Below are 17,323 nucleotides of genomic sequence, written 5' to 3'. Positions count from 1 at the left end.
AGCGGACATGAAAAAGGGGATGCCTAGGCATCCCCTTTTTGCGTACCGCCGGAGGATCAAACCTGAGGTTTGATCTCCTCCTTCTCGGCGGCCGCTTCTTCTTCCGGCTGTGCCTGTTCTACCGCTTCGCTCGCAACCTGCTCGCTGGCAGCAGGGGCTGCTTCAGCGCTCGGCTCGACGGCAGGGGCTGCCTCTTCGCTTTCGCTTGCAGTGGCGCTCGGCTCTTCAACCGGGGCGCTTTCCGCGACTACCGGCTCGTTCTGCTCGGCCGGTGCGGCGGCGGCAGCTTCGGCGGCTTCACGGGCCAGGCGCTCGGCTTCGCGCTGACGACGACGCACTTCGCGCGGGTCGTTCGAGGCACGGCCGGTGGCATTGGCCGGGACTGCTTCCGCTGCCGGAGCGACTTCTTCGGCTACTGCCGGAGCAGGTTCCTGGGCGGCTTCGACGACCGGCTCGGGCTGTGCAACCGGCTCGACAGCAGGTGCTTCGACGGCTGCCGGCTCTTCGGCTGCAGCAGCAGGGGCTGCCTCGACCGCCGGTTCGGCGACCACAGCGCTCTCGACCACGTCGCTCACTGGGGCTTCGGCTGGCGCCTCGACCGGCTGTGCGGCAGGCGCTTCAGCCTCGACGGCCTCGACTGCTGGCGCTTCAGTGGCCGGCGCTTCGCTGGCGATGGCTTCGCTGCTGTCGACGCTTTCTGCAACGACCGCAGCAGCAGTGGCGACTGCGACCGGGGTGGCGGCCTGGGCGTCGTTGCCAGCGGCTTCGCTGTTCTCGGCGCTCTCGATCAGGTTGCCATCGGCATCACGCTGACGCTCGCGACGGTTGCTGCGGCGACGCTGACCGCGAGAGCGACGACGCGGGCGCTCGCCTTCAGCGTTACCCTGCTCGTCGTCTTGCAGCTGCTCTTCGTTCGGCAGCGCTTCGTCCTGTACGGCCTCGGCCTGCTCGGCGCGCGGCTGACGCTCCTCGCGTGGCGGACGCTGACGCTCCTGGCGCTCGCCGCGTGGCTGGCGCTCGGCGCGCTGCTCGTCGCGTTGCTCGTTGCCAGCGTCCAGCGGCTCGCGCAGTTCGCGCACGCGCTCTTCACGCGGGGCACGCTCTTCGCGCGGCTTGCGCTCGCGACGGTTCTCCTGGCCTTCGCGCGGTGCGCGTTCTTCACGCGGAGCACGCTCTTCGCGCGGCTGGCGCTCTTCACGGGGCTCGCGGGCCTGACGCTCTTCACGCGGAGCGCGCTCTTCACGAGGCTTGCGCTCGTCGTCACCACGGCGACCGCCGCGGTTACGGCTCTGCTGGCGACCGTTGCGACGCTCTTCGCGCGGCGGACGCTCCTTGCTCTTCTTCTCGACCACCGCCGGCTGGACTTCTTCTTCCTTGCCGGCGAACAGGCTGACCAGCGACTTCACCAGGCCCTTGAACAGGCTCGGCTCCGGTGCGCTGACGGGGGCCAGCGGCGCCTGCGCCTGCGGCTCGGCGGCGACCGGCGCGTTGCTGCGCGGTGCGGCCTTGATCGCGGCTTCCTGGCGAACCAGGGTGCGGGTGGCGGCGGCGGGGTGGGCGGCTGCGTCCTCGGCCTCGGTGGTGGCGGCGATTTCGTAGCTGGTCTGGCTGCTCAGGGCTTCCGGACTGTCGTCACGCAGGCGCTGGACTTCGAAGTGCGGCGTTTCCAGGTGATCGTTCGGCAGGATCACGATGCGCGCGCGGGTGCGCAGTTCGATCTTGGTGATCGAGTTGCGCTTCTCGTTGAGCAGGAAGGCGGCGACCGGGATCGGTACCTGGGCGCGGACTTCGGCGGTGCGATCCTTCAGCGCTTCTTCTTCGATCAGGCGCAGGATGGCCAGCGACAGGGATTCGACGTCGCGGATGATGCCTTGACCGTTGCAGCGCGGGCAGACGATGCCGCTGGTCTCGCCGAGGGACGGACGCAGGCGCTGACGGGACATTTCCAGCAGGCCGAAGCGCGAGATGCGGCCAACCTGAACGCGGGCGCGGTCGGCTTCCAGGGCTTCGCGGACTTTCTCTTCCACGGCGCGCTGGTTCTTCGCCGGGGTCATGTCGATGAAGTCGATGACGATCAGGCCGCCGATGTCACGCAGGCGCAGCTGGCGGGCGATTTCCTCGGCCGCTTCCAGGTTGGTCTGCAGGGCGGTTTCTTCGATGTCGCTGCCTTTGGTGGCGCGCGCCGAGTTGATGTCGATGGACACCAGGGCTTCGGTCGGGTCGATGACGATGGAGCCACCGGACGGCAGCTTCACTTCACGCTGGAAGGCGGTTTCGATCTGGCTTTCGATCTGGAAGCGGTTGAACAGCGGCACGCTGTCTTCGTACAGCTTGATCTTGCTGGCGTACTGCGGCATCACCTGCTGGATGAAGGACAGGGCTTCTTCCTGGGCTTCGACGCTGTCGACCAGCACTTCGCCGATGTCCTGGCGCAGGTAGTCGCGGATGGCGCGGATGATGACGTTGGATTCCTGGTAGATCAGGAACGGGGCAGGGCGGCTGGTGGAGGCTTCCTTGATGGCGCTCCACAGTTGCAGCAGGTAATCGAGGTCCCACTGCATTTCTTCACTGGAGCGGCCCAGGCCGGCGGTGCGCACGATCAGGCCCATGTCGGCCGGAGCGTCGAGGCCATTGAGCGCTTCACGCAGCTCGTTGCGCTCTTCGCCTTCGATGCGGCGGCTGATGCCACCTGCGCGCGGGTTGTTCGGCATCAGGACCAGGTAGCGGCCGGCCAGGCTGATGAAGGTGGTCAGGGCCGCGCCCTTGTTGCCGCGTTCTTCCTTCTCGACCTGGACGATGACTTCCTGGCCTTCCTTGAGTACGTCCTTGATGTTGACGCGGCCGCCTTCAGGGGCCTTGGAGAAGTATTCGCGAGAGATTTCTTTGAGGGGGAGGAAGCCGTGGCGTTCGGAACCGAAATCGACGAAGGCGGCTTCAAGGCTGGGTTCGACGCGGGTGATGCGGCCTTTGTAGATGTTGGCCTTCTTCTGTTCGCGGGCGCCGGACTCGATGTCCAGATCGTAGAGTTTTTGGCCATCTACCAGGGCAACACGCAACTCTTCGGGCTGAGTCGCGTTAATGAGCATTCTTTTCATGTGGTACCAATGGGCTCCGGGCTAGCGGAAGCCACGTTAGGCACACACGACTATCAGAGTCGGTGTCAGGCGCGTCAGAAACGGTCGTAAATCGTTCCACTGTCTAGCGACGGTCGGCCATCGAAGGCCGCGGTCGCGACGGACGTCTCCTGCTTGCTGTGGTGACAGAAAGCACTCAGTCAGGAGGAGGAATCAACTGGCGGAAGCGGACGAGATGAGGCGTCTTTGATCAAGCTATGAGCTACGCAGTCCGACAGTTGTACATCTCCACCCTACACGTATCGCTGAAAATCGGGTGCCGCGCGCGGATTCCGCAGCGGTTGTCAGTTACCGCGACCGCCCCACTGGGCGAGTCGCGCATCATACTCAAGGCGTTGTTTCCGAATTCTTCACGGCCTTTTGCGGCCTTCTAACACTGAACAATCCGTCGGACGGCCTCACGTCCTGAAAGGGTTGCGCGGGCAGGGGATGGCAAGTTTGGCGATCATCCGCAAGCCAGGCCACTTTTGGCGGCGTTCGCGACTATAGCAGCAATGATTAAGTGCTTCAATTCCATAAAAAATTGTTATGATTGCGCGATGACTACTCCTGCCTCTCCAACCTCCGGCGTCCAGCTGATCGAGGTTGCACCGGAACTCGCCGGCCAACGCATCGACAATTTCCTCCGGACACAGCTCAAGGGCGTGCCCAAGACCCTGATTTACCGCATCCTGCGCAAGGGTGAAGTGCGCGTGAACAAGGGGCGCATCAAGCCCGAGTACAAGCTGCAGGCTGGTGACGTGGTACGGGTGCCGCCGTTGCGCCTGGCCGAGCGCGATGAGCCCGAGCCGCTGGCTCAGGGCCTGCTGGAACGCCTCGAAGCGGCCATCGTCTACGAGGACAAGGCGCTGATCGTGCTGAACAAGCCGGCGGGTATCGCCGTGCATGGTGGCAGCGGCCTGAACTATGGGGTGATCGAGGCGTTTCGCCAGCTGCGCCCCGATGCCAAGGATCTGGAGCTGGTGCACCGCCTGGATCGTGATACCTCGGGTCTGCTGATGATCGCCAAGAAACGCAGCATGCTGCGTCATCTGCATGAAGCGCTGCGCGGAGATGGCGTCGACAAGCGCTACATGGCGCTGGTGCGCGGGCACTGGGCGACGGCCAAGAAACAGGTCAATGCGCCGCTGCAGAAGAGCAATCTGCGTTCCGGCGAGCGCATGGTCGAGGTCGATGGTGAAGGCAAGGAGGCGCTGACGCTGTTCCGCGTGCTGCGCCGCTTCGGTGACTTCGCCACCCTGGTCGAGGCCAAGCCGGTCACCGGGCGCACCCACCAGATCCGCGTGCATGCCAAGCATGCCGGGCACTCCATCGCCGGTGACTCCAAGTACGGCGATGACGAATTCACGCGCGAGATTCGCGAGCTGGGCGGCAAGCGCCTGTTCCTGCATGCCTACGAGCTGCATGTGCCGCTGCCGGATGGCGGTGTGCTGAAGCTCGAGGCGCCGGTGGACGAGATGTGGGCCAGGACCCTGGAGCGTCTGAGTGCCTGACTATCAACTGCTGGTCTTCGATTGGGATGGCACGCTGGTCGACTCCATCGGCCGCATCGTCGAGGCCATGCATCGCGCTGCCGATATCACCGGCGTGCCGCGCTGCAGCGATGTGGCGGTGCGCGGCATCATCGGTCTGGAGCTGGGGGTGGCGATCGGCACGCTCTATCCGGAACTCGATGAACCGTTGCGCATCGAAGCCATTCGGCGTGCCTACAGCGAGCAGTACCTGGCGCTGGAAACCGAGCCGTCGCCGCTGTTCGACGGCGTGCGCGAGTCGCTCGAAGTCTTTCGCGAGCAGGGCTATCGTCTGGCGGTCGCGACCGGCAAGGGGCGCAAGGGGCTGCATCGGGTGCTGGCGGACAAGGGTTGGCTGGACTACTTCGATATCACCCGTTGCGCTGACGAGACGGCGAGCAAGCCGGATCCGCTGATGCTGCACGAGATTCTTGCGCATTGCCGGGTGCAGCCCGAGCGGGCGTTGATGGTGGGGGATTCGACCTTCGACCTGCTCATGGCGCGCAATGCCGGGATGGACGCGGTAGCGGTCGGTTTCGGTGCTCAGCCATTGTCGATTCTGCGTGAATGTGCGCCGCGTTTGGCAATCAACGAGTTCAATGAGCTGCGCGCGTGGCTGGAAGGCCGCCATGCGCAGCATCCTTCAGGAGTGAGTGAGCATGTCGGATGAGTGGAAGTCATCGTCGTCGTCGGGCGAGGATGCCAAGAGCTGGAAACTGCTTGAGAAAACCCTGCTTTCAAGTGTGCAGGAGCAGCGTCGGTCCCGGCGCTGGGGGATCTTTTTCAAGCTGCTGACCTTCATCTATCTGTTCGGTGCGTTGGCGCTGGTGTTGCCGGCGCTCGACCTGAAGTCGGCCTCGACCACGACGGCGCACACGGCACTGATCGAGATTCGCGGCATGATCGCCGACCGTGAGGAAGCCAGCGCCGACAAGGTGGTGGGCAGCCTGCGTGCGGCGTTCGAGGACAGCAACACCAAAGGTGTGATCCTGCGTATCAACAGTCCGGGCGGCAGTCCCGTGCAGTCGGGCTACATCTATGACGAGATTCGTCGCCTGCGTGGCGAGTACCCACAGACCAAGGTTTACGCGGTGATCAGTGATCTCGGTGCGTCCGGTGCCTACTACATCGCCAGTGCGGCGGACGAGATCTACGCCGACAAGGCCAGTCTGGTCGGCTCGATCGGGGTCACGGCGGCCAGCTTCGGCTTCGTCGATACCATGGAGAAGCTGGGTGTCGAGCGTCGCGTCTACACCTCCGGCGAGCACAAGGCCTTTCTCGATCCGTTCCAGCCGCAGAAGGAAGAGGAAACACGCTTCTGGAAGACCGTGCTGGAAACCACGCACCGTCAGTTCATCGACAGCGTGAAGAAGGGGCGGGGTGAGCGACTCAAGGCGGATGAGCATCCCGAGCTGTTCTCCGGCCTGATCTGGTCCGGCGAGCAGGCTCTGCAGCTGGGTCTGATCGATGCCCTGGGCAGTGCCAGCTATGTGGCGCGCGAGGTGATCGGCGAGAAGGAAATGGTCGACTACACCCAGCGTGACACGCCGTTCGATCGCTTCGCCAAGCGTCTGGGTACCAGTGTGGCGGATCGTATCGCGCTGTGGATGGGCTTCCAGGGGCCGACACTGCGCTGAGAAATGCTCCCGTAGGGCGGGTGTGGCCCGCCAGTCTCGGTCGGCGGCTTGCGCCCGCCCTACGGTATCTCGACGCCCTCGTTGAGCAGCATGTCCACCAGGCGGATCAGTGGCAGGCCGACCAGGCTGGTGGCGTCTTCGCCTTGCGTGCTGCGGAACAGGCTGATGCCCAGGCCCTCGGATTTGAAGCTGCCGGCGCAGTCGAAAGGTTGTTCGCGCTGCAGGTAGCGCAGGATCTGTCCATCATCGAGCGGACGAAAATGCACGGTGAAGGGAACGCAGTCGACCTGGCATCGACCGCTGCCGGTATCGAGCAGGGCCAGGCCGGTGAGAAAGGTGACACTGCTGCCGCTGGCGGCGCGCAGTTGCTGCTGGGCCCTCGGCAGGTCATGGGGTTTGCCGAGAATCTGGCCGTCGCTGAGGATGGCGACCTGGTCCGAGCCGATGATCAGGTGGTCGGGGTGCTGGTCGGCCAGTGCGCGGGCCTTTGCCTCGGCCAGGCGTCTGACCAGGTCGATGCCGGTTTCGTCTGTCAGACGGGTTTCGTCGATGCTCGGCGACTGCCAGGTGAAGGGCAGTTGCAGGCGGTCGAGTAGTTCGCGGCGGTAGGGCGAGCTGGAGGCGAGCAGCAGCGCGGGCATGTTCTCTTCCTTATATAGGTGGGCGAGAAATTCTACTGGTCGTGCCTGGGCGAATACAGGCTCAATTTCCTTTGACACGGGCAGGGTGCATCCCTAGAATGCTGCGCCTATGTTGAATGGGCCGATTCCACCTCACGTTGATCCGCGCAAGCTCGCCGACCGCGAAGCTACCCTCGAAGGGCAGCTCGAACTGGCCAGCCTGCCGCGTCTCTGCGACCCGCTTGCCGATACGGCGGGCGCGGTGCAGGCGAAGTTTCACTTCGGGCGTGACGAGCAGAAAACTGTGGTGATCCGCAGTGAGCTCGAGGTTGAGGTCAAAATGGTCTGCCAGCGTTGTCTGGAGCTGGTCGCGCTACCCATCCGCAGCGAATGTGAATACGCGGTGGTTCGGGTTGGAGCGAACACTCAGTCCTTGCCGAAGGGCTACGACGTGCTGGAAGTGGGTGAGGAGCCGCTGGAGCTGCTCGGTCTGGTCGAGGATGAATTGCTTCTCGCCTTGCCGATCGTTCCTGCTCACGCCCCAGGTGATTGCCAGCAGCCGGACGGTCTCGATGAGCCCGAGCCGGGCGAGGACGAGGTATCGCGGTCCAACCCGTTCAGTGTATTGGCGCAGTTAAAGCGTGACCCAAACGTTTAGGAGTTAATGAGTTATGGCTGTTCAGCAGAACAAAAAATCCCGTTCCGCCCGCGATATGCGCCGTTCGCACGACGCACTCGAGGCCAGCGCCCTGTCCGTAGAGAAGAGCACCGGTGAAGTTCACCTGCGCCACCACGTTTCTCCGGAAGGCGTATACCGCGGTCGTAAAGTGATCGACAAGGGCGCTGACGAGTAATCCTTGTCCGCCTCGATCATCGCGATTGATGCAATGGGTGGGGACTTCGGTCCCCACTGCATTGTTCCGGCCTGCATTTCCGCGCTGGCCGAGTTCCCCTCGCTACACCTGACCCTCGTCGGTCAAGCTCCCCTCATCGAAGAACAGCTCGCTCGCCAGTCCGGCGTCGATCGCGCGCGCCTGCAGGTTCATCACGCCAGTGAAGTGATCGCCATGGACGAGCGTCCGGCTCAGGCACTGCGCGGCAAGCTCGATGCTTCGATGCGCGTGGCGCTGGAGCTGGTGCAGCAGCGTCAGGCGCACGCCTGTGTCAGTGCCGGCAACACCGGTGCGCTGATGGCGTTGTCGCGCTATCTGCTCAAGACCCTGCCGGGGATCGATCGGCCGGCCATGGTCAGTCCGATACCCACCGAGCGGGGCCATTGCTACCTGCTGGACCTGGGCGCCAACGTCGACTGCAGCGCCGAGCACCTCTACCAGTTCGCCATCATGGGCGCGGTCGCGGCCGAGACGCTGGGTATCGCGCGGCCACGGGTGGCGCTGCTCAATGTCGGCACGGAAGACATCAAGGGCAATCAGCAGGTCAAGCTCGCCGCCAGCATGCTGCAGCAGGCGCATGGGCTGAACTTCGTCGGCTACATAGAAGGTGACGGTGTCTATCGCGGCGAGGCTGATGTGGTGGTGTGCGACGGTTTCGTCGGCAACATCCTGCTCAAGTCCAGCGAGGGCCTCGCACGAATGGTCACCGGGCGGGTCGAGGCGTTGTTCAGGGAGGGGCTGTTCGCCCAGGCCATCGGCGCCCTGGCGATGCCGCTGCTGCGCCGCCTCAAGGCCGATCTGGCGCCGGCACGGCACAATGGCGCGAGTTTTCTCGGGCTGCAGGGCATCGTCGTGAAGAGCCATGGCGCCGCCGGCCAGGAGAGTTTCCAGAGCGCCATTCGCTGCGCGCTGCGCGAGGTGCAGGAGAATCTGCCGCAGCGACTGCATGGTCGACTCGAGGACTTGTTGTTGTAGACTCGTCGCGTTTTCGCTGTGTGACGGGGCCGGAATGTGACCGCGGCGCGTAGCCTGTCATCCAACTGTCAGTTTGCTGCGCCAGGCTCGCCTGGCGCTGGTTTTTCGACTCAAGGGACTTATTCATGTCTGCATCCCTCGCATTCGTCTTCCCCGGTCAGGGTTCGCAAGCCCTGGCCATGCTCGCCGATCACGGTGCCCAGCAGAAGCTGGTGCTCGATGCCTTCGGCGAGGCTTCCGAAGCCCTCGGCTACGACCTCTGGGCGCTGACCCAGCAAGGTCCGGAAGAGCAACTGAACCAGACCGACAAGACCCAGCCGGCCATCCTCGCGGCCTCCATCGCCCTGTGGCGTCTGTGGCAGGCCGAGGGCGGCGCCAAGCCGGCATTCGTCGCCGGCCACAGCCTGGGTGAGTACTCCGCGCTGGTCGCCGCTGGCAGTATCGCGTTCGCCGATGCCGTGAAGCTGGTCGAGCGCCGTGGTCAGCTGATGCAGCAGGCCGTGCCGGCCGGGCAGGGCGGCATGGCGGCGATTCTCGGTCTGGAGGACGCCGACGTGCTGGCCGCTTGCGCCGAAGCGGCGCAGGGTGACGTGGTCAGCGCGGTCAACTTCAATGCCCCGGGTCAGGTGGTGATTGCCGGTAGCGCCGCTGCCGTCGAGCGCGCCATCGAGGCCTGCAAGGCACGTGGCGCCAAGCGCGCCATGGCGCTGCCGGTCAGCGTGCCGTCGCACTGCGCGCTGATGAAGCCCGCCGCCGAGCGCTTCGCCGAGTCGGTCGAGGCGCTGAGCTGGCAGGCCCCGCAGATTCCGCTGGTGCAGAACGTCAGTGCTGCCGTGGTATCCGATCTGGCCACCCTGAAGGCCGACCTCCTGGCTCAGCTGTACAGCCCGGTGCGCTGGGTCGAGTCCATCGTGCGTCTGTCCGAGCAGGGCGTGACCGATCTGGTCGAGTGCGGCCCGGGCAAGGTGCTCGGTGGTCTGAACAAGCGCTGCGTCAAGGGTATCAATACCCACAACCTGGATACCCCCGACGCCTTCGCTGCCGCTCGCGCTGCGCTGGCTTGAAACGGTTTTGGAAAGGAGAAGCACATGAGTCTGCAAGGTAAAGTCGCGCTGGTCACCGGCGCCAGCCGTGGTATCGGCCAGGCCATCGCTCTGGAGCTGGGCCGTCAGGGCGCCATCGTCATCGGTACCGCCACCAGCGCCTCGGGCGCCGAGCGTATTGCCGAAACCCTGAAGGCCAATGGTGTCGAAGGCGCCGGCCTGGTGCTCGACGTGAGCAACGACGAATCCGTTGCCAGCACCCTCGAACATATCCAGCAACATCTTGGCCAGCCGTTGATCCTGGTCAACAACGCCGGCATCACCCGTGACAACCTGATGCTGCGCATGAAGGACGACGAGTGGTTCGACGTCATCAATACCAACCTGAACAGCCTCTACCGCCTGTCCAAGGCCGTGCTGCGTGGCATGACCAAGGCGCGTTTCGGGCGCATCATCAACATCGGTTCCGTCGTTGGGGCCATGGGCAACGCCGGGCAGGTCAACTACGCTGCTGCCAAGGCCGGCCTGGAAGGTTTCAGCCGCGCACTGGCGCGTGAAGTGGGTTCCCGTGGTATCACGGTCAACTCGGTGGCTCCTGGTTTCATCGACACCGACATGACTCGCGAGCTGCCGGAAGCCCAGCGCGATGCGCTGCTGACGCAGATTCCGCTGGGTCGTCTGGGGCAGGCCGAAGAGATCGCCAAGGTGGTCGGTTTCCTGGCTTCCGATGGCGCAGGTTACGTCACCGGGGCTACTATCCCGGTGAATGGCGGTATGTACATGAGCTGAATGTGACGCGAGCCATCAGAAAACTGTCATAGTCGCTGTCTAAAATCCGTTATAAAGCTGCAACAGGTTTATAGACAGATCGTTGAAGTGTTCCTGGGGGCTCCCCGGCATTCAGCTTGAAATGCTAAAAACCCTTTCTATACACTTGGCCGCTACCAGCTGCCTGGATTTGTCCAATTAGGAGTGAAAACAAGGTATGAGCACCATCGAAGAACGCGTCAAGAAAATCGTTGCCGAGCAACTTGGCGTTAAAGAAGAGGAAGTTACCAACAGCGCTTCCTTCGTCGAAGACCTGGGTGCCGACTCTCTTGACACCGTTGAGCTGGTGATGGCTCTCGAAGAAGAATTCGAGACCGAGATCCCGGACGAGCAAGCAGAGAAGATCACCACCGTTCAGGAAGCCATCGACTACGTGACTGCCCACGCGCAATAAGTCACCGTCAGCTTTCTGACCGAGAAAAGCCGCACTGCCCTAAACAGGCGTGCGGCTTTTCTTTACGTGCAGGGCGCATGCAGCGCCTGAGTAGAACAAGAGGAGATTGCTGTGTCGCGTAGACGCGTCGTGGTTACCGGTATGGGCATGCTGTCGCCGCTGGGTAACGATGTGCCGAGCAGCTGGCAGGGCATTTTGGCCGGGCGCAGTGGCATCGGTCTGATCGAACACATGGACCTGTCCGCCTACTCCACCCGTTTTGGCGGGTCGGTCAAGGACTTCAACGTCGAGGAGTACCTCTCCGCCAAGGAGGCGCGCAAGCTCGACCTGTTCATCCAGTACGGTCTCGCTGCCTGCTTCCAGGCCGTGCGTGATTCCGGCCTGGATATCACCGACGCCAATCGCGAGCGCATCGGTGTGGCCATGGGCTCCGGCATCGGCGGCCTGACCAATATCGAGAACAACTGCAAATCGTTGCACGAGCAGGGGCCGCGGCGCATTTCGCCGTTCTTCGTGCCGGGCTCGATCATCAACATGATTTCCGGTTTCCTGTCGATCCACCTGGGTCTGCAGGGGCCGAACTACGCCATCGCCACGGCGTGCACCACGGGCACCCACTGCATTGGCATGGCGGCGCGCAACATCGCCTACGGCGAAGCCGACGTGATGGTCGCCGGTGGTGCCGAGATGGCGGCCTGCGGCCTCGGCATGGGCGGCTTCGGCGCGGCGCGTGCGCTGTCCACGCGTAACGACGAGCCGACCAGGGCCAGTCGTCCCTGGGACAAGGGCCGTGACGGCTTCGTGCTGTCCGACGGCTCCGGTGCGCTGGTGCTGGAAGAGCTCGAGCACGCCAAGGCGCGCGGTGCCACCATCCATGCCGAGCTGATCGGCTTCGGCATGAGCGGTGACGCCTTCCACATGACCTCGCCGCCCGAGGATGGCGCCGGTGCTGCCCGCTGCATGGCCAATGCCCTGCGCGATGCCGGTATCAACGCTGACCAGGTGCAGTACGTCAACGCTCACGGCACTTCCACCCCGGCCGGCGATCTCGCCGAAGCGGCTGCGTTGAAGAGCGTGTTCGGCGAGCATGCCTATCAGCTGTCGGTCAGCTCGACCAAGTCGATGACCGGCCACCTGCTGGGCGCCGCCGGTGCGGTGGAGGCGATCTTCAGCATCCTCGCGCTGCGCGATCAGGTCGCACCGCCGACCATCAACCTGGACGAGCCGGACGAAGGCTGCGACCTGGACTTCGTGGCGCACCAGGCCAAGGCCATGCCGATCGAGATCGCCCTGTCGAACTCCTTCGGCTTCGGCGGCACCAACGGCTCGCTGCTGTTCCGTCGGTTCCACGGCTGATGCTGAGCTGGGTCAACGGCGCGCCCGGCGAGCAGTTGTCGGTTCGCGACCGTGGCCTGGCTTACGGTGATGGTCTGTTCGAGACCATCGCCGTGCGTGGCGGGCAGATCGCGCTGCTGGCGCGGCACATGGCGCGTCTTGCGCAAGGCTGTCAGCGCCTGTCCATCGCGCTCGACATGACCCTGATGCAGCACGAGCTGCAGGCGTTCGCCGCGCAGCTCGGTGACGGCGTGGCCAAGCTCACCGTTACCCGTGGCCAGGGGCAGCGCGGTTATGCGCCGCCACAACCTTGCCAGCCTCTGCGTATCCTGCAGGCGGCGCCCATGCCGCACTACCCAGCCGAGCATGCCGAGCAGGGCGTGCGCCTGTTCCCCTGCGCGACCCGTCTGGCCGAGCAGCCGCTGCTGGCCGGGCTCAAGCACCTCAATCGCCTCGAACAGGTGCTGGCTCGTGCCGAATGGCAGGATGCCGACTGCGCCGAAGGCTTGATGCGTGACTGTACGGGGCGGGTGATCGAGGGCGTCTACAGCAACCTGTTCCTGGTCATCGGGGGGCGCTTGCTGACCGCCGAGCTGTCGCGCTGCGGCGTGGCGGGGGTGATGCGCGCCGAGATCCTGCATCAGGCCGAGCGCCTCGGTCTGCCCATCGAATCACGGGACATTTCCCACGACGAACTGCTGGCGGCAGACGAAGTCTTTCTCTGCAACAGCCTCTACGGCATCTGGCCGGTACGGGCGTTGCAGGAACGATACTGGCCGGTCGGGCCGCTCACCCGTAAACTGCAGGCCATCGTTCGCGACCTATTGAGTAAATAACTGGTGCTACGCAAGATCTTGGTGCTGCTCGAGTGCGGCGTGCTACTGGCTGCGCTGCTGGTAGTGGTTGCCGCCTGGCAACAGCAGAGGGCGCTCGAGCAACCCCTGCATCTGAATGACGAGCTGCTGCTGGAAGTGCCTGCGGGCGCGACACCCGGCGGCCTGCTCAATCGCCTGCAAGCCGAGGGGGTGATCGACAATGCCTTCTGGCTGCGCCTGTACTGGCGTTTCAACCTGCGTGCTCCGGCGCTGCACAGCGGCGAATACCGCCTGCTGCCCGAGCAGACGGCCCAGGATGTGCTGAACCTGTGGCGGCGCGGCGAGGTGGTGCAGTACAGCATGACCCTGGTCGAGGGCTGGAACTTCCGCCAGGTCCGCGCTGCACTGGCGCGCCAGGAGCGTCTGCAGCAGCGCCTGGCCGACCTCTCCGACGACGAGCTGATGGAGCGCCTGGACCTCGGCGGGCAGAACCCGGAAGGGCGTTTCTTCCCCGATACCTACCGTTTCGTGCGTGGCATGAGTGACGAGGACCTGCTCAGGCAGGCCAATGCCCGCCTCGAGTCCGTGCTCGCTGAGGAATGGCAGCAGCGCGCCGAGGGGCTGCCCTATCGCGAGCCTTACGATGCGTTGATCATGGCCTCGATGATCGAGAAGGAAACCGGCGTACCCGAAGAGCGTGGCGAGATCGCCGGCGTGTTCGTGCGGCGCCTGCGCATCGGCATGCGTCTGCAGACCGACCCTACCGTGATCTACGGCATGGGCGAGCGCTACAAGGGGCGGATCACCCGCGCCGATCTGCGTACCCCGACGCCTTACAACACCTACACCATCGATGGCATGCCGCCGACGCCGATCGCCATGGTCGGCCGCGAGGCCATTCATGCCGCGCTCAACCCGCGTGAAGGCAAGTCGCTGTATTTCGTCGCCAGGGGCGACGGCAGCCACGTGTTCTCCAATAGCCTGGCCGAGCACAATCGCGCCGTGCGCGAGTACCAGCTCAAGCGCCGCGCCGACTATCGCTCCAGCCCCGCGCCCAGCGCGGCGGCCGAAACTGAATAAGGGCAATCCGTGACCGGTCTGTTCATTACCCTGGAAGGCCCGGAAGGTGCCGGTAAAAGCACCAACCGCGAGTACCTCGCCGAACGTCTGCGCGAGCAGGGCGTCGACGTGCTGCTCACCCGCGAGCCGGGCGGCACACCGCTGGCCGAGCGCATTCGCGAACTGCTGCTGGCGCCGAGTGACGAGCCGATGGCGGCCGATACCGAGCTGCTGCTGGTGTTCGCCGCGCGCGCCCAGCATCTGCAGCAGGTCATTCGCCCGGCCCTGGCCAGGGGCAGCGTGGTGCTGTGCGACCGTTTCACCGACGCCACCTACGCCTACCAGGGCGGTGGGCGCGGTCTGTCCACGGCGCGCATCGCGCAGCTCGAGCAGTTCGTGCAGGGTGAGCTGCGTCCCGACCTGACGCTGATCTTCGACCTGCCCGTGGAGGTCGGCCTGGCCCGCGCCGCTGCCCGCGGTCGCCTGGATCGTTTCGAGCAGGAGCAGCGCAGCTTCTTCGAGTCGGTGCGTCATGCCTACCTGGCGCGTGCCGAACAGTCGCCACAGCGCTATCGGGTGCTCGATGCCGGGCAGAGCCTGGCGCAGGTGCAGGCCGATATAGATGCCCTGTTGCCGAGTCTGCTGGAGGCGTGCCGTGGCTGAGGTCTACCCCTGGCAGGAGAATCTCTGGCAGCAGCTGGCCGGGCGCGCACAGCATGCCCATGCCTATCTGCTGCATGGTGCGGCCGGGATCGGCAAGCGCGCCCTGGCCGAGCGGCTGATGGCGCGGCTGCTGTGCCTCAGCCCGAACGGTCTGGATGCCTGCGGCAACTGCAAGTCCTGTCACCTGCTGGCGGCGGGCACCCATCCTGACAACTTCGTCCTCGAACCCGAGGAGGCGGACAAGCCAATCAAGGTCGACCAGGTGCGCGAGCTGGTCGAGTTCGTGGTGCAGACCGCGCAGCTCGGCGGGCGCAAGGTGGTGTTGCTGGAGCCGGCCGAGGCGATGAACCTGAATGCTGCCAACGCACTGCTGAAAAGCCTGGAAGAGCCGTCCGGCAACACCGTGCTGTTGCTGATCAGCCACCAGCCCAGCCGTCTGTTGCCGACCATCAAGAGCCGCTGCGTGCAGCAGGCCTGTCCGTTGCCGAGCGAGGCCGTGAGCCTGGCCTGGCTGGCGCAGGCGTTGCCCGAGCAGGGCGACGAGGAACGTGCCGATCTGCTGACCCTCGCCGCGGGCTCGCCCCTGGCGGCGCTGCGCATGCACGCGCAGGGCGTGCGCGAACAGCGCGCCCAGGCGGTGGAGGGCGTGAAGAAGCTGCTCAAGCAGCAGGTATCGCCCAGCCAGTTGGCCGAGAGCTGGAACGCGCTGCCGCTGAATCTGCTGTTCGACTGGTTCTGCGACTGGGCGCAGCTCATGCTGCGTTACCAGCTGACCCAGGACGAGGAGGGGTTGGGCCAGGCCGACATGCGCAAGGTGGTGCAATACCTGGCGGACAAGACCGCGCAGGACAAGGTGCTGGCCATCCAGGAGTGGTTGCTGGCGCAGCGGCAGAAGGTGATGGGCAAGGCCAACCTCAATCGCGTGCTGCTGCTCGAGGCCCTGCTGGTGCAGTGGGCCGCGCTACCTGCCACGGGGCGAGGCTGACCCGGCAGCCGTCGGATTCGGCAGGGCGTCACATTCTGCTGGCTGTGGGCCATGCGCTGGTTTGCGTAGCAGCATGAACAGGCCCTAGAATCAACCATTAAGCAATAAACGCTAGGAATGCGCTGATGAGCCTGCCACCCAATCTTGGGCCCCGTAACGGAATCCTGTCCCTGACCATCAAGGACAAGTCCGTGCTGTATGCGGCCTATATGCCTTTCATCAAGAATGGCGGTCTCTTCATCCCCACCAACAAGAGCTACAAGCTCGGTGACGAAGTGTTCATGCTGCTCAACCTGATGGATGAGCCGGAAAAGATCCCGGTCGCCGGCAAGGTGGTGTGGATCACCCCGAAAGGCGCCCAGGGCAACCGCGCTGCTGGGGTCGGGGTGCAGTTCAACGATGGTGACAACACCGCACGCAACAAGATCGAGACCTACCTCGCCGGTGCGCTGAAGTCCGACCGCCCGACCCACACGATGTAACAGCAGCCGCAAGCGACAAGAATGCGGCAGCGCTCCCGCTCGCTTTTTACTTGGGCTTGAAGCTTGCTGCTCGAGGCTTTTCCTGATGCTGATCGACTCCCACTGCCACCTTGATCGTCTCGACCTCGCCGCCCATGGCGGTTCGCTGGATGCTGCCCTGGACGCGGCACGCGTCGCTGGCGTAGGGCATTTTCTGTGCATCGGCGTCAGTGCCGACAACGCCGCGACCGTGAAAGGCCTGGCCGAGCGCTACGCGGATGTCGACTGCTCGGTGGGGGTACACCCGCTGGACCTGGAGCCGGGTGCGGCGCCAGCACTCGACTGGTTGCTGGGCGAACTGGCGCATCCGAAGGTGGTGGCCATCGGTGAAACCGGGCTGGACTATCACTACGAGCCCGAGTCCGCCGGCCTGCAGCAGGCGTCGTTCCGCCTGCACCTCGAGGCGGCGCGTATCACCGGCAAGCCGGTCATCGTGCATACCCGCGAGGCCCGTGCCGATACCCTGGCGCTGCTGCGCGAAGCCGCGCTGCCGCAGGCCGGCGTGCTGCACTGCTTCACCGAAGACTGGGAAATGGCCAGGGCGGCGCTGGACATCGGCTTCTACATCTCGCTGTCCGGCATCGTCACCTTCCGCAATGCCGAAGCGCTGCGCGAGGTCGCCCGTCAGGTGCCGGCCGATCGCCTGCTGGTGGAGACCGATTCGCCTTACCTGGCGCCGGTGCCGCATCGCGGCAAGCCCAACCTGCCGCAATACGTGCGCGAGGTCGCCGAGTATCTGGCCGTGCTGCGTGGCGTGAGCTACGAGACCCTGGCCGAGCAGACCTCCAGCAACTTCAAGCGACTGTTCCCGCTGGCCGGCGTCGCCTGAGGTCGAGGCATGGCCGGAGCGCCTGCGCGGCGGCCGCACGCCAGACAAAAAAAACCCGGACTCTGGGGGATGAATCCGGGT

Annotated in this window: 18 protein-coding genes; 16 read left to right on the top strand and 2 right to left on the bottom strand. The window is 64.7% G+C overall.

Annotated elements, in window-relative coordinates; translation table 11 throughout:
* Positions 1 to 56 precede the first annotated feature (56 nt).
* The gene (rne, locus tag EPK82_RS07660; RefSeq protein ID WP_134676228.1) at positions 57 to 3,095 is read right to left on the bottom strand and encodes a ribonuclease E; all 3,039 of its coding nucleotides are present in this window, start codon (positions 3,093 to 3,095) and stop codon (positions 57 to 59) included.
* A 578-nt stretch (positions 3,096 to 3,673) separates the two neighbouring features.
* Here rne and rluC point away from each other — a divergent pair.
* Genes rluC through sppA form a run of 3 tightly spaced genes read left to right on the top strand, consistent with a single transcriptional unit; the run spans position 3,674 to position 6,282 of the window.
* On the top strand, positions 3,674 to 4,627 hold the full coding sequence (gene rluC, locus EPK82_RS07655) for a 23S rRNA pseudouridine(955/2504/2580) synthase RluC (protein ID WP_037048561.1): 954 nt from the start codon (positions 3,674 to 3,676) through the stop codon (positions 4,625 to 4,627).
* Positions 4,620 to 5,315, top strand: coding sequence for an HAD-IA family hydrolase (locus EPK82_RS07650; protein ID WP_134676227.1), 696 nt, complete (start codon positions 4,620 to 4,622; stop codon positions 5,313 to 5,315). The genes rluC and EPK82_RS07650 overlap by 8 nt, the downstream gene beginning before the upstream one ends.
* Positions 5,305 to 6,282, top strand: a complete 978-nt coding sequence (gene sppA, locus EPK82_RS07645; protein WP_037048549.1) for a signal peptide peptidase SppA — start codon at positions 5,305 to 5,307, stop codon at positions 6,280 to 6,282. Before EPK82_RS07650 ends, sppA begins: the two co-directional genes overlap by 11 nt.
* A 59-nt stretch (positions 6,283 to 6,341) precedes the next feature.
* Here the strand turns inward: sppA and EPK82_RS07640 are convergent, their stop codons facing one another.
* Entirely contained in the window at positions 6,342 to 6,923 is a 582-nt protein-coding gene (locus EPK82_RS07640; protein ID WP_134676226.1) for a Maf family protein, read from the bottom strand.
* 109 nt (positions 6,924 to 7,032) lie between these two features.
* Here EPK82_RS07640 and EPK82_RS07635 point away from each other — a divergent pair, with 109 nt between their 5' ends.
* The 13 genes from EPK82_RS07635 to EPK82_RS07575 all read left to right on the top strand — a co-directional run bounded on the left by EPK82_RS07635 (position 7,033) and on the right by EPK82_RS07575 (position 17,242).
* Positions 7,033 to 7,560: a YceD family protein gene (locus tag EPK82_RS07635; protein WP_037048544.1), complete on the top strand. Its 528-nt coding sequence runs from the start codon at positions 7,033 to 7,035 to the stop codon at positions 7,558 to 7,560.
* Positions 7,561 to 7,573: 13 nt separating this feature from the next.
* Positions 7,574 to 7,756, top strand: coding sequence for a 50S ribosomal protein L32 (gene rpmF, locus EPK82_RS07630; RefSeq protein WP_037048542.1), 183 nt, complete (start codon positions 7,574 to 7,576; stop codon positions 7,754 to 7,756).
* A 3-nt stretch (positions 7,757 to 7,759) separates the two neighbouring features.
* Positions 7,760 to 8,770 (top strand): phosphate acyltransferase PlsX, encoded by a 1,011-nt coding sequence (gene plsX / locus EPK82_RS07625; RefSeq protein WP_134676225.1) that lies wholly within the window; start codon positions 7,760 to 7,762, stop codon positions 8,768 to 8,770.
* 125 nt (positions 8,771 to 8,895) lie between these two features.
* Positions 8,896 to 9,834, top strand: coding sequence for an ACP S-malonyltransferase (gene fabD, locus EPK82_RS07620; RefSeq protein ID WP_134676224.1), 939 nt, complete (start codon positions 8,896 to 8,898; stop codon positions 9,832 to 9,834).
* A gap of 24 nt (positions 9,835 to 9,858) precedes the next feature.
* On the top strand, positions 9,859 to 10,602 hold the full coding sequence (gene fabG / locus EPK82_RS07615) for a 3-oxoacyl-ACP reductase FabG (protein WP_037048534.1): 744 nt from the start codon (positions 9,859 to 9,861) through the stop codon (positions 10,600 to 10,602).
* A gap of 196 nt (positions 10,603 to 10,798) precedes the next feature.
* A complete protein-coding gene (gene acpP / locus EPK82_RS07610) occupies positions 10,799 to 11,035 on the top strand; it encodes an acyl carrier protein (protein ID WP_003245177.1) in 237 nt (78 codons plus the stop codon).
* Positions 11,036 to 11,146: 111 nt separating this feature from the next.
* On the top strand, positions 11,147 to 12,391 hold the full coding sequence (gene fabF, locus EPK82_RS07605) for a beta-ketoacyl-ACP synthase II (protein ID WP_037048531.1): 1,245 nt from the start codon (positions 11,147 to 11,149) through the stop codon (positions 12,389 to 12,391).
* Positions 12,391 to 13,206: an aminodeoxychorismate lyase gene (gene pabC, locus EPK82_RS07600; RefSeq protein WP_134676223.1), complete on the top strand. Its 816-nt coding sequence runs from the start codon at positions 12,391 to 12,393 to the stop codon at positions 13,204 to 13,206. The genes fabF and pabC overlap by 1 nt, the downstream gene beginning before the upstream one ends.
* Before the next feature lie 3 nt (positions 13,207 to 13,209).
* On the top strand, positions 13,210 to 14,265 hold the full coding sequence (mltG, locus tag EPK82_RS07595) for an endolytic transglycosylase MltG (protein ID WP_134676222.1): 1,056 nt from the start codon (positions 13,210 to 13,212) through the stop codon (positions 14,263 to 14,265).
* Positions 14,266 to 14,274: 9 nt separating this feature from the next.
* A complete protein-coding gene (gene tmk, locus EPK82_RS07590) occupies positions 14,275 to 14,907 on the top strand; it encodes a dTMP kinase (RefSeq protein ID WP_037048525.1) in 633 nt (210 codons plus the stop codon).
* Entirely contained in the window at positions 14,900 to 15,892 is a 993-nt protein-coding gene (locus EPK82_RS07585; protein ID WP_134676221.1) for a DNA polymerase III subunit delta', read from the top strand. Before tmk ends, EPK82_RS07585 begins: the two co-directional genes overlap by 8 nt.
* Positions 15,893 to 16,017: 125 nt before the next feature.
* Positions 16,018 to 16,374 (top strand): PilZ domain-containing protein, encoded by a 357-nt coding sequence (locus EPK82_RS07580; protein ID WP_003245164.1) that lies wholly within the window; start codon positions 16,018 to 16,020, stop codon positions 16,372 to 16,374.
* Positions 16,375 to 16,459: 85 nt separating this feature from the next.
* Positions 16,460 to 17,242 (top strand): TatD family hydrolase, encoded by a 783-nt coding sequence (locus tag EPK82_RS07575; protein ID WP_134676220.1) that lies wholly within the window; start codon positions 16,460 to 16,462, stop codon positions 17,240 to 17,242.
* Positions 17,243 to 17,323: the final 81 nt, after the last annotated feature.

Origin of the sequence: Ectopseudomonas khazarica (genome assembly GCF_004521985.1) — a bacterium.
Classification (GTDB): Bacteria; Pseudomonadota; Gammaproteobacteria; order Pseudomonadales; family Pseudomonadaceae; genus Aquipseudomonas; species Aquipseudomonas khazarica.
Note: the sequence above shows the minus strand (reverse complement) of the source record. Positions and strands in the feature narration are given on the sequence as shown.